The sequence below is a fragment of the Cohnella suwonensis genome (assembly GCF_042655365.1).
GTDB classification, from domain to species: Bacteria; Bacillota; Bacilli; order Paenibacillales; family Paenibacillaceae; genus Cohnella; species Cohnella suwonensis.
This window is the reverse complement of record NZ_JBHSMH010000041.1, coordinates 29,851-54,706: the sequence shown is the minus strand read 5'-3', so window position 1 is coordinate 54,706 and position 24,856 is coordinate 29,851. Positions and strand designations below refer to the sequence as shown.

The 24,856-nt window shown below is 58.1% G+C and carries 24 protein-coding genes; 1 reads left to right on the top strand and 23 read right to left on the bottom strand.

All coding sequences use genetic code 11. The annotated features are described in order from the left end of the window. Window positions 1-217: 217 nt before the first annotated feature. From ACFPPD_RS13005 to ACFPPD_RS12905, 21 genes are all read right to left on the bottom strand, one after another. Window positions 218-1,060, bottom strand: coding sequence for a flagellar hook-basal body protein (locus ACFPPD_RS13005; protein ID WP_209745198.1), 843 nt, complete (start codon window positions 1,058-1,060; stop codon window positions 218-220). A gap of 26 nt (window positions 1,061-1,086) precedes the next feature. Then, window positions 1,087-1,953, bottom strand: a complete 867-nt coding sequence (locus ACFPPD_RS13000; RefSeq protein WP_209745195.1) for a flagellar hook-basal body protein — start codon at window positions 1,951-1,953, stop codon at window positions 1,087-1,089. A gap of 27 nt (window positions 1,954-1,980) precedes the next feature. Then, the gene (gene mreB / locus ACFPPD_RS12995) at window positions 1,981-2,979 is read right to left on the bottom strand and encodes a rod shape-determining protein MreB (protein ID WP_209745193.1); all 999 of its coding nucleotides are present in this window, start codon (window positions 2,977-2,979) and stop codon (window positions 1,981-1,983) included. Window positions 2,980-3,100: 121 nt separating this feature from the next. Further along, window positions 3,101-3,388, bottom strand: coding sequence for a sporulation transcriptional regulator SpoIIID (gene spoIIID / locus ACFPPD_RS12990; RefSeq protein WP_209745191.1), 288 nt, complete (start codon window positions 3,386-3,388; stop codon window positions 3,101-3,103). A 204-nt stretch (window positions 3,389-3,592) separates the two neighbouring features. Then, complete coding sequence (locus ACFPPD_RS12985) at window positions 3,593-4,714, bottom strand: HD-GYP domain-containing protein (protein ID WP_209745189.1); 1,122 nt, start codon at window positions 4,712-4,714, stop codon at window positions 3,593-3,595. Window positions 4,715-4,871: 157 nt separating this feature from the next. Beyond that, the gene (locus ACFPPD_RS12980) at window positions 4,872-5,618 is read right to left on the bottom strand and encodes a peptidoglycan DD-metalloendopeptidase family protein (RefSeq protein WP_209745187.1); all 747 of its coding nucleotides are present in this window, start codon (window positions 5,616-5,618) and stop codon (window positions 4,872-4,874) included. Between the two features lie 83 nt (window positions 5,619-5,701). After that, the gene (spoIID, locus tag ACFPPD_RS12975; protein ID WP_209745184.1) at window positions 5,702-6,853 is read right to left on the bottom strand and encodes a stage II sporulation protein D; all 1,152 of its coding nucleotides are present in this window, start codon (window positions 6,851-6,853) and stop codon (window positions 5,702-5,704) included. Between the two features lie 690 nt (window positions 6,854-7,543). Next, window positions 7,544-8,929 carry a UDP-N-acetylglucosamine 1-carboxyvinyltransferase gene (gene murA / locus ACFPPD_RS12970; protein ID WP_209745182.1) on the bottom strand — a complete coding sequence of 462 codons (1,386 nt, stop codon included), beginning with the start codon at window positions 8,927-8,929 and terminating at the stop codon, window positions 7,544-7,546. Window positions 8,930-9,120: 191 nt separating this feature from the next. Beyond that, a complete protein-coding gene (locus tag ACFPPD_RS12965; protein WP_209745181.1) occupies window positions 9,121-9,378 on the bottom strand; it encodes a DUF1146 domain-containing protein in 258 nt (85 codons plus the stop codon). A 35-nt stretch (window positions 9,379-9,413) separates the two neighbouring features. Further along, window positions 9,414-11,498, bottom strand: a complete 2,085-nt coding sequence (locus ACFPPD_RS12960; RefSeq protein ID WP_209745179.1) for a S8 family serine peptidase — start codon at window positions 11,496-11,498, stop codon at window positions 9,414-9,416. A gap of 426 nt (window positions 11,499-11,924) precedes the next feature. Then, a complete protein-coding gene (locus tag ACFPPD_RS12955; protein WP_209745168.1) occupies window positions 11,925-13,484 on the bottom strand; it encodes an NADH-quinone oxidoreductase subunit N in 1,560 nt (519 codons plus the stop codon). Between the two features lies 1 nt (window position 13,485). Beyond that, on the bottom strand, window positions 13,486-15,108 hold the full coding sequence (locus ACFPPD_RS12950; RefSeq protein WP_209745165.1) for a complex I subunit 4 family protein: 1,623 nt from the start codon (window positions 15,106-15,108) through the stop codon (window positions 13,486-13,488). Then, the gene (nuoL, locus tag ACFPPD_RS12945; RefSeq protein WP_209745163.1) at window positions 15,108-16,976 is read right to left on the bottom strand and encodes an NADH-quinone oxidoreductase subunit L; all 1,869 of its coding nucleotides are present in this window, start codon (window positions 16,974-16,976) and stop codon (window positions 15,108-15,110) included. The genes ACFPPD_RS12950 and nuoL overlap by 1 nt, the downstream gene beginning before the upstream one ends. Window positions 16,977-16,981: 5 nt before the next feature. Beyond that, complete coding sequence (nuoK, locus tag ACFPPD_RS12940) at window positions 16,982-17,284, bottom strand: NADH-quinone oxidoreductase subunit NuoK (RefSeq protein WP_209745591.1); 303 nt, start codon at window positions 17,282-17,284, stop codon at window positions 16,982-16,984. Window positions 17,285-17,286: 2 nt separating this feature from the next. Continuing rightward, the gene (locus ACFPPD_RS12935) at window positions 17,287-17,811 is read right to left on the bottom strand and encodes an NADH-quinone oxidoreductase subunit J (protein ID WP_209745160.1); all 525 of its coding nucleotides are present in this window, start codon (window positions 17,809-17,811) and stop codon (window positions 17,287-17,289) included. A 3-nt stretch (window positions 17,812-17,814) separates the two neighbouring features. Continuing rightward, entirely contained in the window at window positions 17,815-18,261 is a 447-nt protein-coding gene (nuoI, locus tag ACFPPD_RS12930) for an NADH-quinone oxidoreductase subunit NuoI (protein ID WP_209745158.1), read from the bottom strand. 13 nt (window positions 18,262-18,274) lie between these two features. Continuing rightward, entirely contained in the window at window positions 18,275-19,282 is a 1,008-nt protein-coding gene (gene nuoH, locus ACFPPD_RS12925) for an NADH-quinone oxidoreductase subunit NuoH (RefSeq protein ID WP_209745155.1), read from the bottom strand. After that, window positions 19,282-20,382, bottom strand: coding sequence for an NADH-quinone oxidoreductase subunit D (locus ACFPPD_RS12920; RefSeq protein WP_209745152.1), 1,101 nt, complete (start codon window positions 20,380-20,382; stop codon window positions 19,282-19,284). The genes nuoH and ACFPPD_RS12920 overlap by 1 nt, the downstream gene beginning before the upstream one ends. Window positions 20,383-20,388: 6 nt before the next feature. After that, on the bottom strand, window positions 20,389-21,333 hold the full coding sequence (locus ACFPPD_RS12915) for an NADH-quinone oxidoreductase subunit C (RefSeq protein ID WP_209745150.1): 945 nt from the start codon (window positions 21,331-21,333) through the stop codon (window positions 20,389-20,391). Next, complete coding sequence (locus ACFPPD_RS12910) at window positions 21,330-21,848, bottom strand: NuoB/complex I 20 kDa subunit family protein (protein WP_209745147.1); 519 nt, start codon at window positions 21,846-21,848, stop codon at window positions 21,330-21,332. The genes ACFPPD_RS12915 and ACFPPD_RS12910 overlap by 4 nt, the downstream gene beginning before the upstream one ends. Further along, on the bottom strand, window positions 21,833-22,204 hold the full coding sequence (locus ACFPPD_RS12905) for an NADH-quinone oxidoreductase subunit A (RefSeq protein WP_378082420.1): 372 nt from the start codon (window positions 22,202-22,204) through the stop codon (window positions 21,833-21,835). Before ACFPPD_RS12905 ends, ACFPPD_RS12910 begins: the two co-directional genes overlap by 16 nt. A 285-nt stretch (window positions 22,205-22,489) precedes the next feature. Here ACFPPD_RS12905 and ACFPPD_RS12900 point away from each other — a divergent pair, with 285 nt between their 5' ends. Continuing rightward, complete coding sequence (locus tag ACFPPD_RS12900) at window positions 22,490-23,173, top strand: hypothetical protein (protein ID WP_209745140.1); 684 nt, start codon at window positions 22,490-22,492, stop codon at window positions 23,171-23,173. A 558-nt stretch (window positions 23,174-23,731) separates the two neighbouring features. Here ACFPPD_RS12900 and ACFPPD_RS12895 read toward each other — a convergent pair. Together ACFPPD_RS12895 and ACFPPD_RS12890 are read right to left on the bottom strand one after the other, a co-directional pair. Further along, window positions 23,732-23,908 carry a ferritin family protein gene (locus ACFPPD_RS12895; protein ID WP_378082419.1) on the bottom strand — a complete coding sequence of 59 codons (177 nt, stop codon included), beginning with the start codon at window positions 23,906-23,908 and terminating at the stop codon, window positions 23,732-23,734. Between the two features lie 103 nt (window positions 23,909-24,011). Further along, window positions 24,012-24,854 carry a carbohydrate ABC transporter permease gene (locus tag ACFPPD_RS12890; protein WP_209745133.1) on the bottom strand — a complete coding sequence of 281 codons (843 nt, stop codon included), beginning with the start codon at window positions 24,852-24,854 and terminating at the stop codon, window positions 24,012-24,014. Window positions 24,855-24,856 lie beyond the last annotated feature (2 nt).

Genomic DNA, 24,856 nt, shown 5'->3' with positions numbered 1-24,856 from the left:
TTGATCACGAAGATTTTCAGGAAGCCGATTCGGCGTCGAATCTTGAATGCTGCACGGGACTTCCGGTTCTCACGTAGGTTTGCCTACGCTCCGATCCTCACTCCCTAGCTTCTTTCAACCTTCTCGGTGCTGAAAACCGGGCTTTTTGAACACTCACTTTTAGCGCGCGACGACGCGGGACGTCCGACACCTTATCTCGGCCGTTCCGCCTCCGGTCTTAGCCGCGCAGGTTGTTCGTCATCCCCATCATCTGTTCGCTGGAGGATAGCGCCCTGGCGCTGAGCTGATAAGCCCGTTGCACGATCATCAAATCTGTCAGTTCTTCCGTCATGTTCACGTTCGATTGCTCTACGAAGCCTTGGCGAACCGAGATGCCGCTCTCTCCGTTCGGGAGTCCGGCGATCGTGCGAACGACGTTGTCGGGATCGACGTCGGAAGGGATGCCGTACAGGTTATCCGAGACGGCTTGGAGCAATTCCGGATTCGTCACTTCCACGAGCTTCAGCTTGCCGAGCGCGATCGGTTCGGAGCCTTGGGCGCCGACCGCGGTCAACGTGCCGTCGGTCGCGACGCTCAGGTTGTAGCCCGCGGGTACGCGAACGAAATCTTCCGCTCCGCCCACGTCCGCGACGACTTGCTGCCCGGAATTCGTCACGAGAATGCGATCCCCGCTCGCGTCCGGCATCAATTGAAACGGTCCGTGGCGCGTGAACGCGCGGGCGCCGTTCAAGTCGCCGTCCGTGCGAACCTCGAACAATCCGTTGCCCTCGATCGCGATGTCGGTCATGTTGCCCGTCTCCTGCAGCACGCCTTGGGACAGGTCGGTCTGCATCGAAGAGATTCTCGCGCCCCAACCTTCCGTGAAGCCGAGCGGAGAACGGCGGCCCGCCTGGTTGAAATCCTGCAATTGCGGTTGAATGCTCGTCAATATATCTTGGAACACCGCGGATTTGCGTTTGTATCCGACGGTATTGGAGTTGGCGACGTTATCCGCGAGAAGATCCAGCTTCCGCTGAAGGGCGTTCATCGAAGCCGACGCGATAATCATGGAGTTGTTCACTTAGGAGTTCCTCCCACTCGAGTTGGTTATACCCGGCCGATCTCGTTCACGGCTTTGTCCAAGCTGCGGTCGTAAGTCTGAATGACTTTCTGGTTCGCTTCGTAGGCCCGAAGCGCGGCCATCAGATCGGCCGAGGACTGGGCGGGATCGACGTTCGAGCGTTCAAGGTAGCCTTGGCGAACCGCAACCCGGTCTCCCGCTTCCATCTGCGCCAGTTCCGTCGCGTCTCCCGCGTAACGGAAATTGCCGTCTCCTTCGCGAACGAGCAAGTTCGGGTTGTCCACTCGCACGAGACGAAGCTGCGGCTCGCCGGCCAGCGGCGTCCCCGTCGACTTGTCGACGAGTCGGCCGTCGCCGGTGACGGTCACTCGATCCCACGGAACGGTCACGACGATCGGTTGACCGTTCGCGCCGACGACCGCTTGTCCGTTCGACGTGACCAGGGTGCCGTCCGGCGCCGTCTTGAAGCTTCCGTCCCTCGTGTACCTCTCCTCGCCTTGCGGCGTCGACACCGCGAAGAAAGCTTGCGGCTTGTAAGTGACTTGTCCGTCCGCGTCCACGAATTTACCGGATGCGTCGAACGGAATGCCGTTCACGAGATAATCGGACACGAGCGCCAAGTCTTGGCTTCTATACGTCTGTTGAAGATCTCCTTGCGTAAACAAAGGAAGGTTCTCTTCCGCGAAAATGCCCGTGCTGAGCTTGCCGATGCCGCCCGTAGGCGGATTTTCTCCGCCCATGACCGAGATCAGCATCTCGGGGAAGGATCGCGCGACCGTATTGCCGCCCTTGAAACCGGGCGTATTCAGGTTCGCGATATTATTGGTGATCGTATCGTGGCGCCGTTGTTGGGCGATCATTCCCGATGCGGCCGTATACAACCCTCTTAGCATGGAGCTGCCTCCCTCGGATGCGCGAGTTTATCCCAGCTTGCGGGTCATTTTGTCGAGATGGTCGAGCATGATTCCGGTTCCCTTGACGACGCAGTGCATCGGATCTTCCGCGATGAGCACCGGCACTTTGATCTCGTCCGCCAAGAGCGCGTCCAATCCGTCGAGCAGCGCGCCGCCGCCCGTCAGAATGACGCCGCGGTCGATAATGTCCGCCGACAATTCCGGCGGCGTGCGCTCGAGTACGGTCTTCGCGGAAGCGACGATCGACATGACCGGCTCCCAAAGCGCTTCGCGCACTTCGTCGGAGTGGATCGTCACGGTGAGGGGAAGCCCCGTCACCATGTCCCTTCCGCGAATGTCCATTTCCTCGCGGCGGCCGCCGAGGTAGACGGTGCCGATCTTGATCTTGATGTCCTCGCTCGTGCGTTCGCCGATGAGCAGCTTGTATTTGTTCTTTATGTACTTCATGATCGCGGCGTCGAACTTGTCCCCCGCGACTTTAAGAGAAGAGGCGGTTACGACGTCGCCCATGGACAGGACGGCAACATCCGTCGTACCTCCGCCTATATCGACCACCATATTGCCGCTAGGCTGGAAAATATCCATGCCCGCGCCGATCGCGGCCGCTTTCGCTTCCTCTTCGAGGAACACTTCCTTGGCGCCGCTTCTTTCGGCCGCTTCGCGGATCGCTTTCTGCTCTACCGACGTAATATTGGTAGGAGCGCAGATCAGAATACGCGGACGGCTGTACCAGTTCCTGCCGCCGACGCGTTGAATGAACGCTTTCAACATCATGTCCGTCACTTCGAAGTCGGCGATGACGCCGTCCCGGAGCGGGCGGATCGCGATGATGTGCCCGGGCGTGCGCCCGACCATGCGGTGGGCTTCTTCCCCTACCGCCAATACTTTGCGCGTGTCGCTCTCGATGGCGACAACGGACGGTTCGTCGAGTACGACGCCTTTGCCTTTAACGTGAATAGATACGTTTGCCGTACCCAGATCGATGCCGATGTCTTTGCTAAACATGAGAGGATATTCCCTTCCGACGGAAAAATGGTCACGTAGAGGATGTTCGAATAAGTCTAATAGTATATTATTCGGGGCGCATCCCGCAAATCCTTCTTTCCTTTCGACACGATTAGCAAAATTATGCTTTTCCCGCCGTGATCGCTTCCCTTTTCTTGATCGTCGTCTTCTTGTATTTGATTTTGGTCGCTTCTCCCCCCCTTAGGTGCCGGATCGATTTGTGATACTCAAGGATGTGCTTCACCTGGTCCGCCAAGTCCGGATTGATCTCCGGCAGACGCTCGGTTAGGTCTTTATGCACCGTGCTTTTGGAGACGCCGAATTCCTTGGCTATCGTTCGCACCGTATTGCGCGTCTCCACTATGCTGCGGCCGATTTTAATCGTGCGTTCCTTGATGTAATCGTGCACGCTCCCGCCTCCCTGCTGAAATAGAATTGGTACAGTATATGAGGGGCGCGGTCACTTATTCTATGTTGCCAAGCCTGACGGGCTAGGAAAGTCCATTTTATGACGCGATTTATAGGTCCGAAGGGCTTGAAGGTGCTTCTTAAGCCCTAATAAATAAAGACGGAAGGGGGTCTCCCTTCCGTCTTCGCGGACAAGCTCGCGGAACTATTGGCCGGCTTTGCCGACGATAACGAGGCTCGGATGCAGCTGCAAATCGAGAATTTCCCTCTTGCCGTCCTCTTTCCCTCTCGCGACGGCCAGCTTGACGATCGGCTGCTGAAGCGGTTTGCCCGCCGTCTCCATGACGGTCGCCGCCCGACCGTCGCTGAGCATGACCTCCGTGCCGACCGGATAGATGACGAGTCTGCCGAGGAACGCTTTGACGAGCCCCCAGTCGAAATGATAGTTGCCCGCCGCGAGCAAATATTCGACCGCCTCTGCCGGACGGTACGCGTTGCGGTGGTGCCTGGCCGCGCCCAGCGCGTTATACACGTCGGCGATCGCGACGATGCGGGCGAACTCCGGAATATTCTCGTTCGTCATGCCGAGCGGGTAGCCGTTGCCTTGATAACGTTCGTGATGGAGTAGCGCGCATTGCGCGGACGCGAGCGGCACTTCCTTAATCCCCTTCAGCACCCGATATCCTTCGCTCGTATGCTGCCGGAGGATGGTCATCTCCGATTCGGTTAATTCCCGGTTTGCCTTCGCCAATTCGTGGGGGATCCGGGTCATGCCGATATCGGAAAACATAGCGCCGAGCGCAAGCTCGAATTGCTTGGAACCGTCGAAGCCGAGCGCGCTTCCGAGAATGCTCGAGCATAACGTAACGTTAAGCGAATGCTCGAACAGAATCCGGTCCGTCCCCATGACGACGCCCAGTTCGGCGGCAAGACCCGGATGGGCGACGATCTCCAGCAGAATGTCGCGGAATTTTTTGCGGAAATCCGGGAACTGCGCGAGGAGTCGCTCGGGCATCGCCCCCTTCTCCGCGAACTCCGCGACCAGCTTGACCGCCTCCTTGCGCGACTGATCGTCGTTCTTCATCTCCGCGATATTCGGCCGAATCCATTCCGGGGCCATTCTGTCCTGGCGGGCGTTAACGGCGTTCGCCGCCAGCTCGCCCGAGAATCCGATCTGGACGCTGCTTATTCGGAGCGCCTTCAACCGATCGATATATTTGTCGGTAAGCACCGTCCCCGCTTCCAGCATGACGATGCCGTTATGGCCGTGCACCGCCTTGGCGAGCACGTCGCCGACTTCGAGCTGGGCGATTCCAACGTTTCTCATGCAGTCCCTGCCTTCCAGCCGTTCTGTTGCGCGCGGCTTCTCCTGTTGGAAAAGATTATGACATAGCGTTCGACGGGTTGTCGATAGTCTCGCGGACGAAATAAAGAGAGCCTCGCGCGTCTCGCGCGAAGCTCTCCCTATCGCCACATCGAATCTCTTACTTTTTCTCCGACTTGATCAAGGTGTTCGGGTTGACCGAAATGCCGTTGTCGCGAACTTCGAAGTGGACGTGGGCGCCTTTTTCGGATTCGAGCTCGCTCGTTCCGGCGGAGGCGATTTTATCGCCTTGCTTCACTTCGTCGCCGACTTTGACTTGCAGGTCGGTCAAGCTTTGGTACACCGTCACGCGGCCGTTCGGATGCTCGATTTGCACCTCGTAGCCGTTCTTCGGACTTTGTCCGGCCACTGTGACCTTGCCGCTCAAAGCGGCCAGGACTTCGAACGACGCGCCGTCTTGTCTTGCCAGGTCGGTTGCCATGTGGGGCTTGAACGTGTTGTCCTCGTACTGCACCATCGCCGCTTCTTTGTCTTCCGCGGACGCCGAAGCGTCATAGAAAGGAATCGACGTGGTCAAATCTTCGATCTTGCTGACCGGCCATTGAAGCTTTTCTCCGTTGGCGATTACCGCGGTTGCTTCGGGATCGGATTTCCCGTTCGTGGACGACTCGTTCTCGACGTCTGTCAAACCCGGGACGGCTTGATTCGGGTCTTTCTGACCCGTTCCCGCGTTCAGCCAGAGTATCGTAACGATGATTGCTGCCGCGGCCATGTAAGCTGCAGGGAATACCCAGCGTTTGGAAAGCAGCTTTTTCCATCCGGAAGGCCTGGCAGCGGACGACGTTCCCGCAACCGTCTTGCTAGAGTCTTCGATCTTGCGTGGCGTTTTGTTATTGCCATCATTCATGATTATCATCACCTCAGTAAGCCATTGTTACCAGGTGACGGCGTTTTATACCTGAATCGGTTGAAAGATTGCAATTTTTATAGCTAGCGGTTCCTTCGAGATTCCTCCGGGCTATTCGCAAGCTTCGAAACTTCCTCCACGCGGGCCCCTTTATAATAGTATTCGACGATAAACGAGGACGTCTTCCCCAGCTTGGCCAATCCTTCCGCGCCCCACTGGCTCATGCCGACGCCGTGCCCGCTTCCGTAAGTCGTGACGTAGACGGCGTTTCCTTCTATCTCCAAATCGAACGAAGCCGACCGAAGCCCCAACCGTTCGCGCGCTTCTCCCCCCGTCAGCCTCTCGGAACCCGCCTGCAGCGTCTTCACGCGGCGGCCCGGCGTTCGTTCGAGCACGCGGACCGGCTTCTTCGCCGAGAGGCCGGCTTTGCCGACGACCGGCAGGGCGCCTATCCCGAGCTTGCGATAGAAATCCGCCAACCCTATCTCTATCGTTTCCTTCGCCCTCGGCGATTCGGCTGCGTCCCAAGGACTGGGTACGGAGCGGAGGTAGGGCTGCCGGGCGGCGAATACTTCCTCCGAATTTTCCGTATAGCCGTTGCTCGTAGAGAAAAACAACGCTTCGATCGGCTGCCCGCCGTAGACGATGATCCGCCCTTTCGTCCTCTCGACCGCCGACGCCGCTTTCCGGTAACCGTCTACGTCCTCCGCGCGCAGCCGTTTCATGTCGGACAGGGATCGATAGACTTGATGCGCCACCGTATCGGTCACGTCCGCCCCCTCGGCCGGCACCCCCGATCGATCGCCGAGCGCCAATCTTCTTTCGATATAGGTACGGGCCGCCAGCGCCTGCGCTTCCAGCGCCGCAGGTTCGAAATCCAGCGGCATTTCCGCCGCGACGACGCCGAGCACGTAAGTCTCCAGCGGAACGGACTCGATCTCGCCCGTCTTCGTCAAGTATACGTTCACAGTTGCCTCATCCGACTCCCCTTCGCTTGCCCCCGAGTTCGACTCCGGATTCGTCCGACTCTTCGGATCGTTTACCGTCGGGATCGTCTTCGCGTTCTCCGTTGCTTGTCCGTCCGACAAATAGGGGATAACGGTTACGCTAGGCGTACCCCGTCCTTCTTCCTCCCGATGGAACGCCGTCCATAACATCCCTGATAAGAGAATGCCGGCGACGAACGCGATCCAAGCCGCCCCGCCTCCGTCCGTGAATTTCGCTTTCGCTCTCAAGCTTCCACCTCCGGCGAATCGATGCTTCAAGCAAAAACGGTTTCGGCGTCCTTCGACGCCGGAATAGCTTTGCGGAGGTATCGGAATGAATATAAGCGGGATATATAAGCTTGTAGATTCTGATATTCTCAAAATATGCGAGACTCGCAACGGCTAGAACCGAGATCCGCTAGATGAGGCCCGACTTTGGAAGTCTAGAAAAAAATGGTTGGAGATTCGGCGCGATTCTGATATGATCCGAATAGGAACGTATGTTTGTTTTAGACGTCAGTTCCGAAAGACAGCAGCAACCTGCAAAAATGCAGTTTGTTTTTCCGATTCGTTTGCTGCCAAGCCAACAACCTGCAAATATGCAGGTTGTTGGCCGCTTTTTCTAAGAAATGTCCCGTTTTCGCATAACAACATGTACTTTTGCAGTTTGTTGATCCTCTCAGCCGGTTTCGTCCTAATCAACCTGCACTTTTGCATTTTGTTCTAGTACGAATTTAAATATCTACCCTTCAAGGCGCGCGAAATAGTCTCTCTCGATTGTAACCCGCTGCTCGATGTCAAGCTTGACCGGGTGTTCGTCGCTCTCGATCAACAACTCGCTGCTCGGCGTGAAACAACAAAAAATCCCCCGCGGCGTGCCAGGGGATTCGTTCCGATAATCGGTCGTCTAAGTAGGAAGAATAAGTGCAAAGAATCGAATTAAGCGAGCGTCGGTTGAATATTCCGGATGACGACGTCGGCCGCCGCGGAAGCCCGCTGCTCCAACTGCTGCAGAAGAACGTCCGGTTGCAGGGAAGCCTGCTCCGATTGCAGCAAAATTTCTTCCGGCGACGGCGCGCGGTAAATATCCGCGCCGAGCGCGGCAAGCTTATTGACGATGTTCATGTAGCCGCGTTCGATATGGTGAACGCCGGCGATCTCGCTGCTGCCGTCCGCGACCAGCGCGGCGCAGATCAAAGCGGCTCCCGCCCGAAGGTCGGTCGCGCATACGCTCGCGCCGGACAGCTTCGTGCCGCCCGTCACGATCGCGGTGCGTCCGTCGACTTTAATCTCGGCGCCCATCTTGATCAATTCGTCCACGTGCATGAAGCGGTTCTCGAATACGGTCTCCGTCACGATGCTCGTGCCGTCTGCGACGAGCAGCAGCGTCATCATCTGCGCCTGCATGTCGGTCGGGAAGCCCGGGTAAGGCAACGTCTTCACGTCGACGGCCCGGAGCGGACTGCTCGCTTGAACGCGAATGCCGTTCTCGTCGCAATCGACGCTTACGCCCATTTCTTCCAGCTTGGCGACGATCGGTCCGAGATGATCGCGGATCGCGCCTTCCACGTATACGTCTCCGCCGGTCATGGCGGCCGCGATCATGTAAGTACCCGCCTCCACGCGGTCGGGAATGACTTGATGCTCGGAGCCGCGCAGACGTTCGACGCCTTCGATGCGAATGACGCCGGTGCCCGCGCCTCTGACCTTCGCGCCCATGGCGTTCAGGAAGTTGGCCAGATCGACGATTTCGGGCTCTTTCGCGGCATTCTCGATGATGGTCGTTCCGACCGCCGTCGTCGCGGCCATCATAATATTCTCCGTGGCGCCTACGCTGGCGATATCGAGATATATTCTCGCGCCGCGCAGCCTGCCCGAGACGGACGCTTCGATGGAGCCTTGGCCGAAGCCGATTTCCGCTCCCATCGCTTCGAAGCCTTTCAGGTGTTGGTCGATCGGCCGAGTGCCGATCGCGCACCCGCCCGGCAACGAGATTCTGACTTTGCCCAAGCGGGCGAGCAGCGGTCCCATCACGAGGAATGACGCCCTCATTTTCCGAACGAGCTCGTAAGGCGCTTCGTATGAAGTCAACGACTCGGCTTGCAGGCGAACGCTTCCGTCGCGCTCTTCCGAGCTAACCCCCAAAGCCGAGAGTACTTGCAGAATGTTCTTCACATCGTCCAGGGCGGGTACGTCATGAATGACGCTGGATCCTTGCTCCGCAAGCAAAGCTGCGGCGAGGATCGGAAGGACGGAATTTTTAGCGCCGTGCACGCGGACTGTTCCCGATAGGGTACGTCCGCCGCGGACGATGATTTTGCTCATGGGTGGTTCCCTCCGCGCGTAATAGTTCATTCCGAAGGCCATCGCATAACATGCATAAATGGATGCCCCGAAAAACCCAAATTTTATCATACCACTAGGTACTTCTTTGACACAAGCGGCATTTTATGGTCATTTTCGACTTCGCTCGACGCTTTTCGCTGCCTAATCGGGCGATTTCGCTGTATCGTTTATTATTGCCGGAACAGCCACTTCAATGTACCGACCCAATTCCAATAATCGAGAATGAATCCCGCGACGGTTCTTCCGAGCGCGATCGCAAGCAATAATTGCAGTACGCGCGCTTTAGGCCCGCGAGACTGCCGGACGATTTTGTCGAAGTTGACGTCCTGCAGAATGATCCATGCGACGAGCACGCATCCTAACGTCACGAAGATCGAGAACAACCCGTTCAATCCGGCCGCCGCGAACAATCCCGAATCGTCGTTCATCCTTCAAGTTCCTCCTCCCGCTTGGCATCGGCTCGTCATTTGGTTTTGGCGGCGAATTGCAGCTTTAATCCGTAATATTGACTGCGGCTGTACCGATCCGCGGTCACCTTCACGTAATACGCGCCCGGCGGAAGCTCGACGCGGCCCGTCAACGATCTTTTCCCGTCCGCGTTGGACCATTTCATTAACGTTTGCAGCTTTTTGTTCCTCAATTCAACGTTCAGAAGCATCCGTTCCGGAATCGTCACGGCGCTCAAATCGACCGTTTGCTTCTTGGTCAAGGAGAAACGGTACCAATCTTGATCTTTCGCGACGGAGATCAACCCGTTGTACACTTTATCGGGCGACATCGGCGTCGACGTTAGCGGAGCCTCGTTCGGCTCGTAAAGATCTTCTTTCTCGGTAATATATTCCAACGAGGCGGCATACGTCCCGATTACCGCTTCCGGGTTCGATGAAACCGCGTTCGTGATTCGAAAATAATACTTGCCCGCCTTCGCTTCGGCCGATTGCCACTGTTCGTTGCTGCCGTGTCCGCGGTCGTCGACGAGAATCGGCTTGCCGCCCGCCGGCTGAATCCACATTCCCGGATCGATTCTCGTCGTGTCGGTCGTCAGCGTCAGCTTGAGCATACCGGGCTTCGGCAACGTGACCGTAAACCAATCGGCATCTCCACGCTTGTGGAACGACCCCGTCCACTTCTGGCTTCTGGCGGGCAACGTGCGGGCCGCTGCCGAGCTGTCGTTCGGCTCGCTCGCGTCCGGATTCATAACGAACCTCGTTTCCAGACGGTACTCGGATTCCGCCGAAGGCCCGACCGGCTTCAATGCTTGGAGCCAATACCGTCCCGGCGCCGCCGTCCATTGCTTGTCGAGTCCTCCCTGCAGGTTCGTCGCCGAACGGGGCTCCACCAATCCGTCGGGTCCGAACAGCAGAAGCCTGGCTTGACTGCTTCGGGTGCCGAACACCCCCGCGTAAGGCAATTCGAAGGAGTACCAATCGGCATCTCCGATTCCGCTCCATGTTCCCGCCGCTTCTTTGCCGAGCGGCAACGGCTTCGCCGTGCCGAGCGTATCGTTAGGCTCTCTCCAGTTCAAGATGTCGTCGCCTGCCCGCAAAGCGCCCGGCGCTGACAACACGCCGTACCCGAGATCCGGATTCCACTCGTCGTCCGCGGCGCGCCAGGCGGTGCCGCGGAGCGTCTCCCTTACCCGCACGGGCTTCCAATCGGGATGCTCGGCAAGCAGCATGGCCGCGACCGCGGCAGCCTGCGGGGCCGCCATCGACGTCCCTTCCATGTCGAGGCTGCCTCCGCCGAGCGCCGCGGTTCTCACGCGCCAAGCGCCGCTAATATCGTTCTCTGTTCCCGAAGTCGACGCCGCGACGGGAAGCCCCCCTTCAGCGCCCGCGACCGACAACACGGTCGGGTACGCGGCCGGATATTGAACGGCCGCCTTCGGACCGAACAAAGCCGCGTCGTTGCCGCTGGCCGCGATAAGAAGCACGCCTTTGCTTTCCGCGTAGGCGACCGCTTCGCGCAAGCTTAGGGCGTCTCGCATTAAGCCTAGCGAAAGCACGATCACGTTCGCCTTCTGATCGACGGCGTAACGGATCCCTTTCGTAAGCTTCTCTTCGTCGCCGGAACCGTCTCCGTCGAGAGCCTTTATCGGCAGAATGCGTCCCTTCCATCTGGCTGAGCCGGACGATGTTTCTCCCGCCCGAGCGATCGCGGCGACGACGCCCGAGACGGCCGTTCCGTGTCCGTTGTCGTCTTGGGCGCTCTTCCCGGCGTCGACCAGGTTGATTCCTTCGGCTAAATAAGGCTTCAAATCGGGATGATTGTAATCGGCGCCTGTATCGACGATCGCGATCGTCGCAGTCACGTCGTTGCGTAGCAAAGGCCATGCTTCGCCGATGCCGATTTCTTGCAGAAAAGCCGCCTGATCGGACGATTTCGCGGGCGCAAGAAACTCAGTCTCCTGCGCGCGGACGACGGAAGAAGCGATAACCCCGCTTGCTTTAGATAAAACGAGGGAAGCTCCCGTTCGGTTCGGCGCTTCCGAATGCGCATAGACCGGCATGGCGGCGATGGCCGCCAAGAGAACGATCTTTACCCGCAATAGCCTCACACCTTCGCTCGGTTGCGACCGACAACGTCCGGACCGGTCGCTCTTTAAGAGGTTGTTCAAAAAGTCCGATTATGATCACGAAGTGAATCAGGGAGCATATTCGGCATCGAATCTTGAATGCTGCACGGGACTTCCGGTTCTCACGTAGGTTTGCCTACGCTCCGATCCTCATTCCCTAGCTTCTTTCAACCTTCTCGGTGCTGATCACCGAACTTTTTGAACGCGCTCTTATGTAACATTCAACGCGCACTTGATGTACAAGTTCTCTTTCCGACAAGAATTCCCTTCTTTCGCGGTAAAAATCGGGTCTTTGGTCATAGCTTTCCCGGAATCGGCAACCCTTTCGTATGTCCCCGAGCGACAGAAAGCCCTCAAGCCATATGCGCTTGAGGGCTGCACTCCACATCCATATGCCCGTTACCGAAGCAACATGAATAGATCCGATTGATCGCTGAATACCGAGAACGTATCGTGAATCCAAGACATGACCGGCGAAGGAAACACGCCGAGGGCGAGCGTCGCGATCACGCAGAGCCCGATAACGATGCCCGAAGCGGCCGGCACTTCGAGTCCGCCGTCGACCGAACCGCTTCTCAAGTACATCTGGCGGATAATGCCGAAGTAGACGGCGTACGAGACGATCGTCGTGACGAGCAGAATCGCGCCGATCCAATAATCGTGCGTCTGCGCCGTGCCGAACAAAATATACAGCTTACCGAAAAATCCTCCGGTTACCGGCAGGCCGGCAAGCGAGCAAAGCAGCACCGTCATCGATACGGCGATCCACGGCGATCGATGGTATAAGCCGGCGAACGAAGATAGCGTCTCGCTGCCCGAGCTTCGGCCGACGACCGTCAACACCGTGAAGGCGCCGACGTTCATGAAGACGTAAGCGAGCAGGTAGAATAGGAATTCCGAGAAGAAGTCCGCGTGCATTTCGGTTTTGAAAGCCGTCGTTAGCGGAATGAGCAGAATGCCCGCGTTGGCGACGCCGGACAGCGCGAGCAGCCTCTTGAGGTTCCGTTGCCGGAGCGCGCCCGTCGTGCCGACGATCATCGCCGCGGCAGCCAGCACGGACAGGGCGAGCAACAGATCGTTCTTAATCTGCGCGTTCGATTGTCCGAGCGCATATATCGTATTCACGAAAATACGGTACAGCATCGCGAACGCCGCGCCCTTGGCGACGACGCCGAGGAACGCCGTCACCGGCGTCGGCGCGCCCTGGTAGACGTCCGCCGCCCACGCATGGAACGGAGCGAGCGCCAGCTTGACGGCGAAGCCCGCGATCATGAGGAAGAAGGCGATGTACAGCAAGGCGTCGAACCCGCCCTGCATGGAAGCGAGGCTTTCCCGGATCGCGGTAACGTTCGTCGCGCCGGTTATGCCGTATAGGAACGACATCCCGTACAGGATGAACGCCGACGCCACGCCTCCCGTCACGACGTATTTGAACGCCGCTTCGCCGGAGGCCCGGTTTCTTTTGCGTACCGCGACCAGAATATACGACGTGATGCTGAGCAGTTCCAATCCGACGAACATCGTGATCAGATCCCCGGAAGAGCTCATGACCATCGCGCCCAAGACGGCCGGAAGAACCAAGTAATACATCTCGCCTTTGATCGGCACTTGATCGTCTTTGACCGTTCCGAGGGACCCTAGCACGATCAGCGCCGCCGCTCCCAAGAACGCCAGCTTCAACAGATTGCCGAAGTCGTCGACGACGTAGCTGCCTCCGAGCAATATCTGCACGCCCGACGAACTGTCGGACGACGATCCGTTCACGAGGTCGATCATGAAGAGCACGCACGCCGCCGCGGCGACCAGTCCGGCGATGGACAGCCAACCGATGAGATCCCGGTTCGTCCGCTTCGGCAAGAATAGATCCAAAAGAATGAGGAGGATCGTGAATAAGGACAGCACGATTTCCGGGGCTAGCGTCCATGCGTCGTCCCACGTTAATGTCTGTACGGCCGCCATGTTATCCCCCCACCCTCGTCTGGAAATGTTCTAGCGCGACGCCGAATCCGTTCCTCATCAGATCCGTCAGCAAGGAAGGATAGACGCCGAGCAGGACGATGAACGCGGCCAGCGCGATCATCGGCAACGCTTCGATGAATCTGGCGTCCTTCATGCCGACGAACTTCTCGGGAAGCGCTCCGAAGGTGATGTTCAGCACGCTTCGAAGCACGTACACGGCAGCCAGCAGAATGCCGATCGCGCCAATGGCGGTGAGCGTCTTCATCGAGCCGAACAAACCGAGGAAGGACAGGAATTCTCCGACGAAGCCCGATAGCCCGGGAAGACCGAGCGAGGCGAGTCCGGCGATCAGCAGGATGCCCGACATGAACGGAACGGCTCTCGCCAATCCGCCAAGCTCGCCGAGCTGCGTCGTCCCCGTCCGTTCGTACAAGCTGCCGACGATCAGGAACAGCAGCGCCGAGATCAAGCCGTGCGACACGGATTGGTAGATCGCGCCTTGCAGCCCGACTTCTTCGAGCGACGCGATGCCGAGCAGCACGATGCCCATATGGCTGATGCTCGAGTAAGCCAGTACGAGCTTGAACTCCTTCTGCACGCAAGCGAGCACGGCGCCGTACAGAATATTAATGACGCCGAGCACCGCGATGACGGTCGTCCACGAATTCATCTGCTCGGGGAACAGGAAGAGCACGAACCGAATGAGGCCGTAGACGCCCATCTTCAGCAGAATGCCGGAGTGAATCATGACGACCGGAGGCGGCGCTTCCGTATGGACGCGCAGCATCCACGTATGGAACGGGAAGATGGGCACCTTGATTCCGAAGGCGACCAGGAGCAGCACGAACGCTCCCCACTTGGCCTGCTCCGAGAAAAACAAGCCGAAGTAGCGCGTTTGCTCGTCGTCGATGTTCGCGATCGCGTTCGGGTCCGTCAGATTGGACAGGATGACGTCGTAATTGCCGCTGAACAGAAACTTCGATCCCGACGCGTCGCCTACGGCCGTGAAGCCCAGCGTCGTGATCAGGATAAGAAATCCGAGCAGCATGGCGGCGGAGCCTAGCCCGTTATAGATCAGGAAGCGGGTCGCCGCTTTCTCCCGTCCGTAATAGCCCCATATGCCGATCAGGAAGAACATCGGAATGAGCGTGATCTCGAAGAAGATGAAGAACAGGATCAAGTCCCGCGCGAGGAACACGCCGTATATTCCCGTCAATAAGAGCAAAAACAAAGAATAGTACGTTTTCCACCGTTTGCGAATATGCACCGAGGCGAGCGCCGACATCGTCGATACGACGCCGGCGAGCAAGATCAGCGGCAACGAGATGCCGTCGACCGCGAGATGGTAGTCGAACGCGACTTTAATGGACGAGACGCTCGGACCGAACTGCTCGCCGTTCATCGCGACGGACAACCATGTCGCATGCTCGGTATATTCGCCCCCTCCGACGTTAGGCTGGTAAGCCGCGAAGAGCAGAAGGGTCAGAACGAACGGAACGAGCGAGAAGACGATGGCCGTCGCGCGAAGCCAGTTGCTGCGCGAACCGGGAAGCAGCAGGACGATCAGCGCGCCGACGAGAGGCGCGAACACGATCAGGGATAACACCGGCAGGTGATCCAGCATTACCAGAACCTCCTTCCGGCGATGGCGACGACGAGAATCACGATGCCGATAAGCGCCGTCAGGGCGTAGGTCTGAACTTGGCCGTTCTGGAGTCTCGTATTCAGCCGGCCGATGCCGGCCGCGCATTGCCCCGTCAAGCGAACGACGCCGTCGACGACGTATTCGTCGAACGCTTCTAGCGCTTTGCCCAAGCCGCGGAGCGATCTTACGAACAACAGGTCGTACAGCTCGTCGATGTAATATTTGCGTTCCAGCACTTTAACGAGACCCGGCATGCGGGAAGACACCGCGTCGCGCCGGATCGTTCCTTTGATGTACGTCAGCCATCCGATGTAGAGGCCGAGCAGCCCGACGGCCGCGGAGACGATCATGACAAGGCCGCTCGCTTGATGTTCTTCCCCTTCGCCGAACAACCAGTGACCGAACCAGCCGGAGAACGGCGTCTCGACGAAGCCGGCGACCGTCGCGAGCACCGCGAGTACGATAAGCGGTATCGTCATCGCGGACGAGGATTCCTTCGCGTGCTGGCCCTCGCGCGGCTTGCCCGCGAAGACGAGGAAGAACAGCCGCGCCATATATAGCGCGGTGAAGAAGGCGGCTAGCGCCCCGACCGCGAACAGGATCGGATTATCGTCGAGAGCCGCCGTCAGAATGGCATCCTTGGACCAGAAGCCGGAGAACGGGGGAATGCCCGACAACGCCAAAGCGCCGATGCCGAACGTCCACGCCGTGATTTTCATCTTGCGGCCGAGTCCGCCCATCTCGCGAATATCCTGCGTATGTACGCTATGGATGACGCTGCCCGCTCCCAGGAACAGAAGCGCCTTGAAGAACGCGTGGGTGAACAGATGGAACATCGCGCCCGTCGCGGATCCGACCCCTAGCGCCAGCATCATATAGCCGAGCTGGCTGACGGTCGAATAAGCGAGAATCCGCTTGATGTCGTTCTGCACGAGGCCGATCGTCGCCGCGAAGATCGCCGTGAACGCGCCGACGATCGCGACCGTCGTCATCGCGACTTGCGACGCTTCGAATACGTCGAACGTGCGGTCGACGAGGAAGACACCCGCCGCGACCATCGTCGCCGCGTGGATGAGCGCGCTGATCGGCGTCGGCCCCTCCATCGCGTCCGGAAGCCAGACGTGAAGCGGGAATTGCCCCGACTTGCCGACGGCACCGACGAAGATCAGAATGGCGATCAGCGTCGTGATGCCCGTCGAGATCGCGCCCGTCTGCGTATCGTAGACGTTATGCAGCGTCGTGAAATCGAGCGCGTGCCCCGGCATGTACCAGAACAGCAGCAAGAGTGCCACGAACAAGCCCAGATCCCCGATGCGGGTCACGATGAACGCCTTCTTGGCCGCCGCCTTCGCTTCCGGCTTCTGGTACCAGAAGCCGACGAGCAGGAACGAGCAGACGCCGACGAGCTCCCAGAAAATATAGAACGTCAGCAGATTGTCGGACAGCACCAAGCCGAGCATGGAGCTCGTGAACAGGGCTACGTACGCGAAGAACGTCGAGATTCTGTCGTCCTTCTTCATATATTCCTGGGAATACAGATTGACCAGGAACGCGACGAGCGTCACGACGACGAGCATGACCGTCGACAAGTTCGTCACCTCGAAGCCGGCGACGAGCTTGATGTCGCCGATGTGGATCCAGTCCATCTGATTGCGGTAGTCCGGCGTATCTCCCGATATCCGCTCCGTCGCTATGCATAGCGACAAGACGAGCGACAGGAACGACGCGATCGTCGCGATCCAGGCGCCGGCCCGCTTCATTCCCTTGCCCATCGCCGTCAGGACGGCGAAGGCGACGAACGGGAATACCGGAACGAGCCACGCCGATTCCGTAAAGAACGTGCTCATGGTCGTTACCTCCTCAGCTCGTCGAATTCGTCCACGTTCACCGTCGCGCGGCCGCGATAGAGGACGATAAGTACCGCGATGCCGATCGCGGCTTCCGCCGCGGCGACCGTGATCGTGAACAGGGAGAAAAATTGTCCCGCCAAGCTCGGGTTGACGCCGTACTTGGAGAAGGCGACCAAGTTCAGGTTGACCGCGTTCAGCATCAGTTCGATAGACAGAAGCACGACGATCGCGTTGCGCTTCGTCAGCACGCCGTACAAGCCGATGCAGAACAACACCGCGGCCAACGTCAAATACGAGGACAGCATCGTCAAGGCGCGTCCTCCTCTCTCTTCGCGAGGGCGATCGCGCCGATGAACGCCACCGTCAGCAGCACGGAGACGAGCTCGAACGGAATGGCGTATTGGGAGAAGAGCTGCAAGCCGATCTCGCGCGTGTTGTCTTCCTTGAACGCGGCGGATTCGGCCGGGAAATTCGCGTTACGGATGCCGTAGAACAGAATGCCGAACAAGCATAGGCAGCCGATCGCCGCGAGCGTCTCGAGCAGCGGCCTGGCCGGCTCGCGGCCTTCTCCGTCGTGCTTCGTCATCATGATGCCGAAGATCATCAGAATCGTGATCGCCCCGACGTACAGGAGCACTTGAACGAACGCGACGAACTCGGCTTCGAGAACGACGTATAATCCGGCGAGCGCCACGAACGTGAAGGCGACGGACAGCGCCGTATGGACGACCTTCGTGAAGTTGATGGCCATCACGGCGCCGACGATCGCGCATACCGACAACGCGAAGAACGCCGCGAACTCGCCCGTAAAATCGATATCGAAGTTAAGCACGGATTATTTGGCGCCTCCTTTCGGAGAGCCGATGTTGTTGTTGTCCTCGCGAATGTTCTTGTTGTTCTCGTAAAGCCACTGCTTATCCTTGTACAAGTCGTCGCGGCTGTAGGCGGCGAGCTCGAAGTTGTTCGTCATGACGATCGCCTCCGTCGGACACACTTCCGTGCACAAGTCGCACAGGATGCAAATCTCGAAGTTCACGTCGAACGTGTCGATGACTTTTCCTTTTTTCTCCGGGTCCGGATTCGCCTTGCCCGTCAGCGTGATGCAGTCGGTCGGACAGATGCGAGCGCACTGGTTACAGACGATGCACTTATCCGGTTCGAAATATTGAATGCCGCGGAAACGGTCCGGCATGACGACGGGCATGTCGGGATAAGCCATCGTGACCTTCTTCGTCCCCATCGTTTTCAGCGTTACGCCAAGCCCTTTGAGCATACCTTTCATGGCTTCAGCCTCCCTATCCTAGCAACTCTATGCCTAACGCGGTCAAGAAAATATTGAGGATCGCCAGCGGCAGAAGCACTTTCCAGGCCAAGCCCATGAGCTGGTCGACGCGAAGTCTCGGGAACGTCGCCCGGATCCAGAAGAGCGAGAACACGATGACCGCGAATTTCAGGAAAAACCAGACGAGTCCCGGAACGAAATCGAGCTGCGGAATCGGCGGGTTCCAGCCCCCGAGGAACAGAATCGTCGTCAGGCAGGCGATCGCGTACACGTAGATGTACTCCGTGAGCATGAAGAACGCGAAACGGAAGCCGCTATACTCGACGTGGTAGCCGGCGACGAGCTCCGATTCGGCCTCCGGCAAATCGAACGGCGTCCGGTTCAGCTCGGAGATCGCGGCGATGACGAAGATGCCGAAGCCGAGAATTTGCGGGAGGAAGTTCCAATGCCAGAAGTAGCCGTTCTGCGAGAGGACGATCTCCCTCAGATTCAGGCTTCCGGACATCATGACGACGCCGACGACGGACATGACGAGCGGAACCTCGTAACTGATCATCTGCGCCGCGGACCGCATGCCGCCCAAGAGAGAGTACTTGTTGTTGGACGCCCAGCCGGCGACGACGATCGCGATCGTCGTGATGCCGGAAAGCGCGATGTAATACAGGAAGCCGACGTTCAAGTCGGCGAATTGAAGATCCATCGTGTAAGGGATGAAGGCGAGAACCGCGAAAGACGGCACGAACGCGAGAACGGGGGCGAGCACGAACAATCCCCTATCCGCTTTGTTCGGAATCGTGTCTTCCTTGACGAGCAGCTTCGTCACGTCGGCGACCGATTGCAGCAAGCCGAGCGGACCGGTGCGGTTCGGGCCTTTGCGGTACTGCATCCAGCCGATGAATTTGCGTTCGAAATAAATCGCGTACGTCACGAAAAAGATGACGACCGCGAGCACGGCGACCGCTCCCGCGAAGAAAATGCCGCCGTAGCCCCAGGTCAGGGGCTTATCCCAGAAGTGCTGCATCAGCAGTCGACCTCCCCGAGCACGATATCGATGCCGCCGAGAATCGTGACCAAGTTCGTCATGCTCTCCCCGACGAGGAGCTTGGGCAGGATTTGCAGGTTCACGAACGACGGCCGGCGGAATTTGAGCCGGTACGGCTCCGCTTTGCCCTTCGAGACGATGTGGCAGCCGATCTCGCCGCGCGGCGATTCGATGCGCACGTAGATCTCGCCGGCCGGCGGACGAATGACGCGGGGCACCTTGCCCATCGTCTCCCCTTCGCCGGGGAACTGTTCCAACGCCTGTTCGAGAATGCGAAGGCTCTGCTCGATCTCCGCCATCCGAACTTGATAGCGGTCGAAGCAGTCGCCGTTCTTACCGACCGGCACGTCGAATTGGAACCGGTCGTACAAGCTGTACGGCTCGGTTTTGCGCAGATCCCAGTCGACGCCCGTGCAACGAAGGTTCGCCCCGGACAAGCCGTAATCGATCGCCGTCGCCGCGTCGTACTTCCCGACGCCCTTGATGCGGGCGAGGAAGATCTCGTTGCCGCTCGCCAGATTATGATATTCGTCCAACCGGACGTACATGTCCTTGACGAACGTCTTCACGCGGTCGATCCAGCCTTCCGGCGCGTCCCATTTGACGCCGCCGACCCGCATGTAGTTATAAGTGAGCCGGGCGCCGCACAGTTCGTTGAACAATCCGAGAATGCGTTCGCGGTCGCTGAAGGCATAGAGGAACGGACTCATGGCGCCGATATCGAGCAAGTACGTCCCCCACCAGACCAAGTGGCTCGCGACGCGTTGCATTTCCATGACGATCAACCGCATGAATTCCGCGCGTTCCGGAATTTCCAGCCCCATCATTTTCTCCACCGCGTGGACGAGTACGTAGTTGTTGGTCATGGCCGACACGTAATCCATCCGGTCGGTGTACGGAACGATCTGCGTGAAGTTCAGGTCCTCCGCGAGCTTCTCGGTCCCCCGGTGCAAATAGCCCATGACGGGCGTCGCTTCCGTGATGACTTCCCCGTCCAACTTGACGATGATCCGAAACACGCCGTGGGTGCTCGGATGCTGAGGACCCACGTTAAGCAGCAACTCTTCGGTACGTATCACGGTCGCTTACACCTCCGGGTCGAGCGGGACGTAGTCTTTGCGTAGCGGGTGTCCGACCCAATCGTCGGACATCATAATGCGTCTAAGATCCGGATGGCCCGGGAAATCGATACCGAGCAAGTCGTAGATTTCGCGTTCGTTCCAATTGGCCGTCTGCCAGACCGGCGTCACGGAAGCGACCGACGGGCTCTCGCGGTCGGTTTTCACCTTCACGCAGTAGCTCTGGCGGGCGTCCATGTTCAGCGGATAGTAGACGACTTCCATATACGTTTCGTAATCGACGCCGGACACGTTGCGCAAGTACGCGCAAGCAAGCTCCGGATGCTCCCGGAAGAGGCGGGCCGCTTGAGGCCAGCTTTCGTTCTTCAGGGACAGCGTCGGCAAATGGTCGTTCGCTTCATTAATGTAAGCTTCTTCGACGGCGTCCTCCGCGACGAGCTCGCGCAGCAGCCGGACGACGCGATCGAGCCGCGGTTGGTTCGGGGACGGAGGCTTCGGCGGCGGCTCATCGGCGGCGGGCTCGCCCGCCTCGGCCGACTTCGCCGCGGCGCGGCCTTCCGTTCCGGCCTTGGCCGCTTCGGCTGCCGCTTGGGCGGCCGCGGCTTTGGCCGCTTCGCGAGCCTCGAGCGCCGCCTTACGGCGGGCGGCCTTCTCCTCGTCCGTCTCGACGCGGCGCGCCGGCGGCGCGGCAGGCGCTTCTTCTTGCGGAGCGGACGCGGCGGGAGGCGCTTCGGCTTCGGCCGCGGGCTTCTCGGCCGCAGGCGCCGCATCGGGCTCCGCGGACGCAGGCACTGCCGGCGCGGCTTCCGCCGCAACCGGCTCCGACGCCGACGGCGACTCCGCTACCGGAGGCTCCGGCGCCTCGGGTTCGACCGCGGATGCCTCGGGCTCGACGGCGACGGGCTCGGCGGACGCCTTCTCTACCGGGTCGCGATTGTCGTTCTCGCTCATCGGTTCGTCACCTGCTTCCCGGTCTTCGCCTCGTAGCGAATCTTCTCTTGAAGCTTGTTGATGCCGTAGATCAGCGCGGCCGGGTTAGGCGGGCAGCCCGGGATGTAGACGTCCACCGGAACGATCTGGTCTACGCCCTTAATGACGGAGTAGGACTTGACGTAAGGTCCGCCCGCGGTCGCGCAGGAGCCCATCGCGATGACCCACTTCGGCTCCGGCATCTGGTCGTACAACCGCTTCAGCAGCGGTCCCATTTTCTTCGTGACCGTGCCCGAGACGATCATGACGTCCGCTTGCCTCGGAGACGTGCGGAACATGACGCCGAACCGGTCCAAGTCGTAATGGGCGCCGCCGGCCGCCATCATCTCGATGGCGCAGCAGGCGAGCCCGAACGTAAGCGGCCACAGCGAGTTGCTTCTTGCCCAGCCCTTCAGTTGATCGATGGTGCCAAAGAATACGTTGCGCTCGATTTCCTTCCGGTCTTCCGGAGATACGTTCGCTAAATCGAATTCCACTTAAACACCTTCTTCCTCCAAGCGTACACGAGTCCGACAAGCAGCAAGCCCGCGAATATCGCCATCTCCGTTAACGCAAATAACCCTAGCTGCCTGTAAGCTACGGCCCAAGGGTAAAGAAACACGGTTTCCACGTCGAACACGACAAACATCAGCGCGTACAAATAATACCTGACATTAAAGCGGATCTGGCTGTCCCCGACCGGGTCGTTGCCGCTCTCGTACGTCGTCTGCTTCTCTGCGTTCGGCTTGTTCGGCCGAAGCAGGGAACCGAGCCACAGGACGAAGATCGGAAAAGCGATGCCCAAGATCAGGAAGACGGTCACAATGACGTAGGAATTGATGTATTTCTCCACTTCAACGCCTCCCAAGTCCAACGGCGAACAGGTAAATTTCCCCCATAAGTATAACAAATGCTCCCAATGGGTGTCCATGAAAATAGCGTTTACATTGGAAGGCCATCAGATTTCCTTATAAGTGCCATTATTCGAGAAAAAAGGGCTGTCCATATGTCATAACCGATGACTTTGGCAGTTCAATTATTTATGGTAGAATACGAGAAGAGACGAAGAACGTCCTAATCCACCGTACAAAGACGGGGGTTGGGGCGTTTTTCATTTTTATCCGGAGGAGGAATAGGAATGAAATTTGAAGAAGCGCATGCCGCATTTATTCGGTGCCATCTAGATCATCGGGCAGGAGAGCGCAAGGGCCGTTTGGAAAGGGGGCACGGTCATGGAGAAAAGCTCTTTTGTCAAAATATTTGGTGGGAGTTAAAGGGGAATTTTGACGGGCTTCATCCGGAATACGAGGTAACGGATTGGCGTGGGAAGTCCTACTTTGCGGATTTTGCCTATAAAATCCCCGGGTGGAAAGTGACGCTTTTATGGGAAATTAAAGGCTTTAACAGCCACGTTAAGGAGATGGATCGCAATAAATTTTGCGGGGAGTGCAGGCGAGAGCTTTATCTCGAGGCATTAGGCTTTCGTGTCATTTCCATCGCATATGACGATGTGGAGAGCAACCCCGGGCTTATCGTCGCTCTTATGCGCATGCTTTTAAGCCAATATGAAACGAGCCAAACTACAGTAAAACGGGCCGTTTTTGAGGAGAACGAAGTAATCCGTCTGGCTGCCAGCCTAGCTCGGCCAACCCGTCCAAAAGATGTGGAGGATCACTTCGAGATCAATCATCGTACGGCAGTCAGGTTATTGAGATCTCTTTGCGATAAAGGATGGATGGTCCCAGTTGCGAGAGGAGCGGGAGAGCGAATCGTCCAGTATGAGTTGACGAGAGGGGGATTGGAGTCGATGTGGAAAAAATAACTGTAAAACAAACAGTAATTATCGTTCTATCGCATGCAATTTTAAGTTTTACTGCAGAAGGTACAGGTAATATGGCTTATTTCCCGGTATGTGGCTAGAATCGGTTTAATTATATGTATGTTGTGCAGGCAGATGATATTGTTCAACATTATATAACTGAATTAACCGTATGTTTTACAGTTCATGGTTCTGAAGAAAGTTTATTTGGACAAATGGGGAACGATAGAGGTTTGGCGTTTGGTCACCAATATCCAAAAAGAAACGGGACGGAGAGTAATGCTGGATCTGCTCCGTACCGTTTTCGTCAATTACATGCTTTTAACTAAAATCGATTTGTCCCTGAAGTAAGCTTACTTACTTTCGGGATAGCTCCTTTGCTTCCGCGCCATTCCTCTTTCGGACACCGCTCATCCCAACGTGGAACGGAGCATCCATATTTGCTTCTGCAGCTCCCCGGCCTGGCCGAAGAGCACGTCGTGCGTCACGGTGTCGCCCGTCTTCTCCGCCGTTTCGGCCGCCTTCGAGTCCCGCGGACAATTCCTTCAAGTCCGCGATCGCCTAAGCGAGCATGTCTTCCTCCGCCGCGGACTTCCCGCTCTCGCGAAGAGTCGCGAGCGATAAGTACTCCTTCATCGTCGACGACGGACTCCCTTCGACGGTCAGGATACGCTCCGCGAGCTCGTCCAGCTTCAACGCCGCGAGGTCGTACAATTCCTCGAACTTCTGGTGCAGCACTTGGAAGTGCGGCCCCTTCACGTACCAGTGAAAATGATGGAGCTTGAAGCCCCGGAGGAATGCCCGTCAACCGCGAACTCTCGAATCCGATTCGCCTAACCGATCAACCTTTTACCGCCGCGTCGACCGTCAACGAGTTCTCGACTTTTTCGCTGAAGAAGACGTAGACGAGCACCGTCGGCAAGCTCGCGATCGTCATGGCCGCGCCCATCGCGCCCCAATCCGTCGTGAATTGGCCTTGGAAGAACAACAGGCCGAGCGGCAGCGTCTTGAGCGTTTCTTTGCTGATCATGATGAGGGCGATCGGGAACTCGTTCCACGCCGCCAAGAAGACGAAGATGACCATCGTCGCGATCGCGGGCCGGATGATCGGCAGCATGATGCTGAAGAACGTGCGGTAGATGGACGCGCCGTCCATGCACGCGGATTCTTCGAGCTCCAGCGGAATCGTACGGAAAAACCCGTAGAAAACCATCGTCGTGAACGACAGATTAAACGCGATGTAAGGAACGATGAGCGAGAACAAGGAATTCACCAAGTGGAAGTCCCGCATGAGCACCGCGAGCGGGATCATGATCACCTGCACCGGGATAAACAGCCCGATTAGCATATAGACGCGGGCCGCGTTCTGGAACCTCCATCTCATCCTCGCCGACGCGTAGGCGAACAGCACCGCGAGCGCGACCGCGCCGACGACGGCCGCCACGGAGACGATGACGCTGTTCATGAAGTACACCGGAACCTTGAAGCTGTTCCAAGCGGACTCGTAATTCTCGAAGCGAAGCTTCGTCGGGACGCCGAACGGGTTCGACACGAAGATTTCGTCGTTGTTTTTCAGGGAATAGAAGACCATCCAGATCAGAGGATAAACCGATATGAGACCGTAAACCCACATGAACAGCTGAAGAATCGGTTGGCTCTTCCGGAAGTTGGATAATGTTCGCATGG

Coding starts and splice junctions, on each gene's coding strand:
- ACFPPD_RS13000 (WP_209745195.1), bottom strand. CDS start 1,953: ATGCTAAGAGGGTTGTATACGGCCGCATCGGGAATGATCGCCCAACAA.
- mreB (WP_209745193.1), bottom strand. CDS start 2,979: ATGTTTAGCAAAGACATCGGCATCGATCTGGGTACGGCAAACGTATCT.
- ACFPPD_RS12985 (WP_209745189.1), bottom strand. CDS start 4,714: ATGAGAAACGTTGGAATCGCCCAGCTCGAAGTCGGCGACGTGCTCGCC.
- ACFPPD_RS12980 (WP_209745187.1), bottom strand. CDS start 5,618: ATGAATGATGGCAATAACAAAACGCCACGCAAGATCGAAGACTCTAGC.
- murA (WP_209745182.1), bottom strand. CDS start 8,929: ATGAGCAAAATCATCGTCCGCGGCGGACGTACCCTATCGGGAACAGTC.
- ACFPPD_RS12965 (WP_209745181.1), bottom strand. CDS start 9,378: ATGAACGACGATTCGGGATTGTTCGCGGCGGCCGGATTGAACGGGTTG.
- ACFPPD_RS12955 (WP_209745168.1), bottom strand. CDS start 13,484: ATGGCGGCCGTACAGACATTAACGTGGGACGACGCATGGACGCTAGCC.
- ACFPPD_RS12950 (WP_209745165.1), bottom strand. CDS start 15,108: ATGCTGGATCACCTGCCGGTGTTATCCCTGATCGTGTTCGCGCCTCTC.
- nuoL (WP_209745163.1), bottom strand. CDS start 16,976: ATGAGCACGTTCTTTACGGAATCGGCGTGGCTCGTTCCGGTATTCCCG.
- nuoK (WP_209745591.1), bottom strand. CDS start 17,284: ATGCTGTCCTCGTATTTGACGTTGGCCGCGGTGTTGTTCTGCATCGGC.
- nuoI (WP_209745158.1), bottom strand. CDS start 18,261: ATGAAAGGTATGCTCAAAGGGCTTGGCGTAACGCTGAAAACGATGGGG.
- nuoH (WP_209745155.1), bottom strand. CDS start 19,282: ATGCAGCACTTCTGGGATAAGCCCCTGACCTGGGGCTACGGCGGCATT.
- ACFPPD_RS12915 (WP_209745150.1), bottom strand. CDS start 21,333: ATGAGCGAGAACGACAATCGCGACCCGGTAGAGAAGGCGTCCGCCGAG.
- ACFPPD_RS12900 (WP_209745140.1), top strand. CDS start 22,490: ATGAAATTTGAAGAAGCGCATGCCGCATTTATTCGGTGCCATCTAGAT.
- ACFPPD_RS12890 (WP_209745133.1), bottom strand. CDS start 24,854: ATGCGAACATTATCCAACTTCCGGAAGAGCCAACCGATTCTTCAGCTG.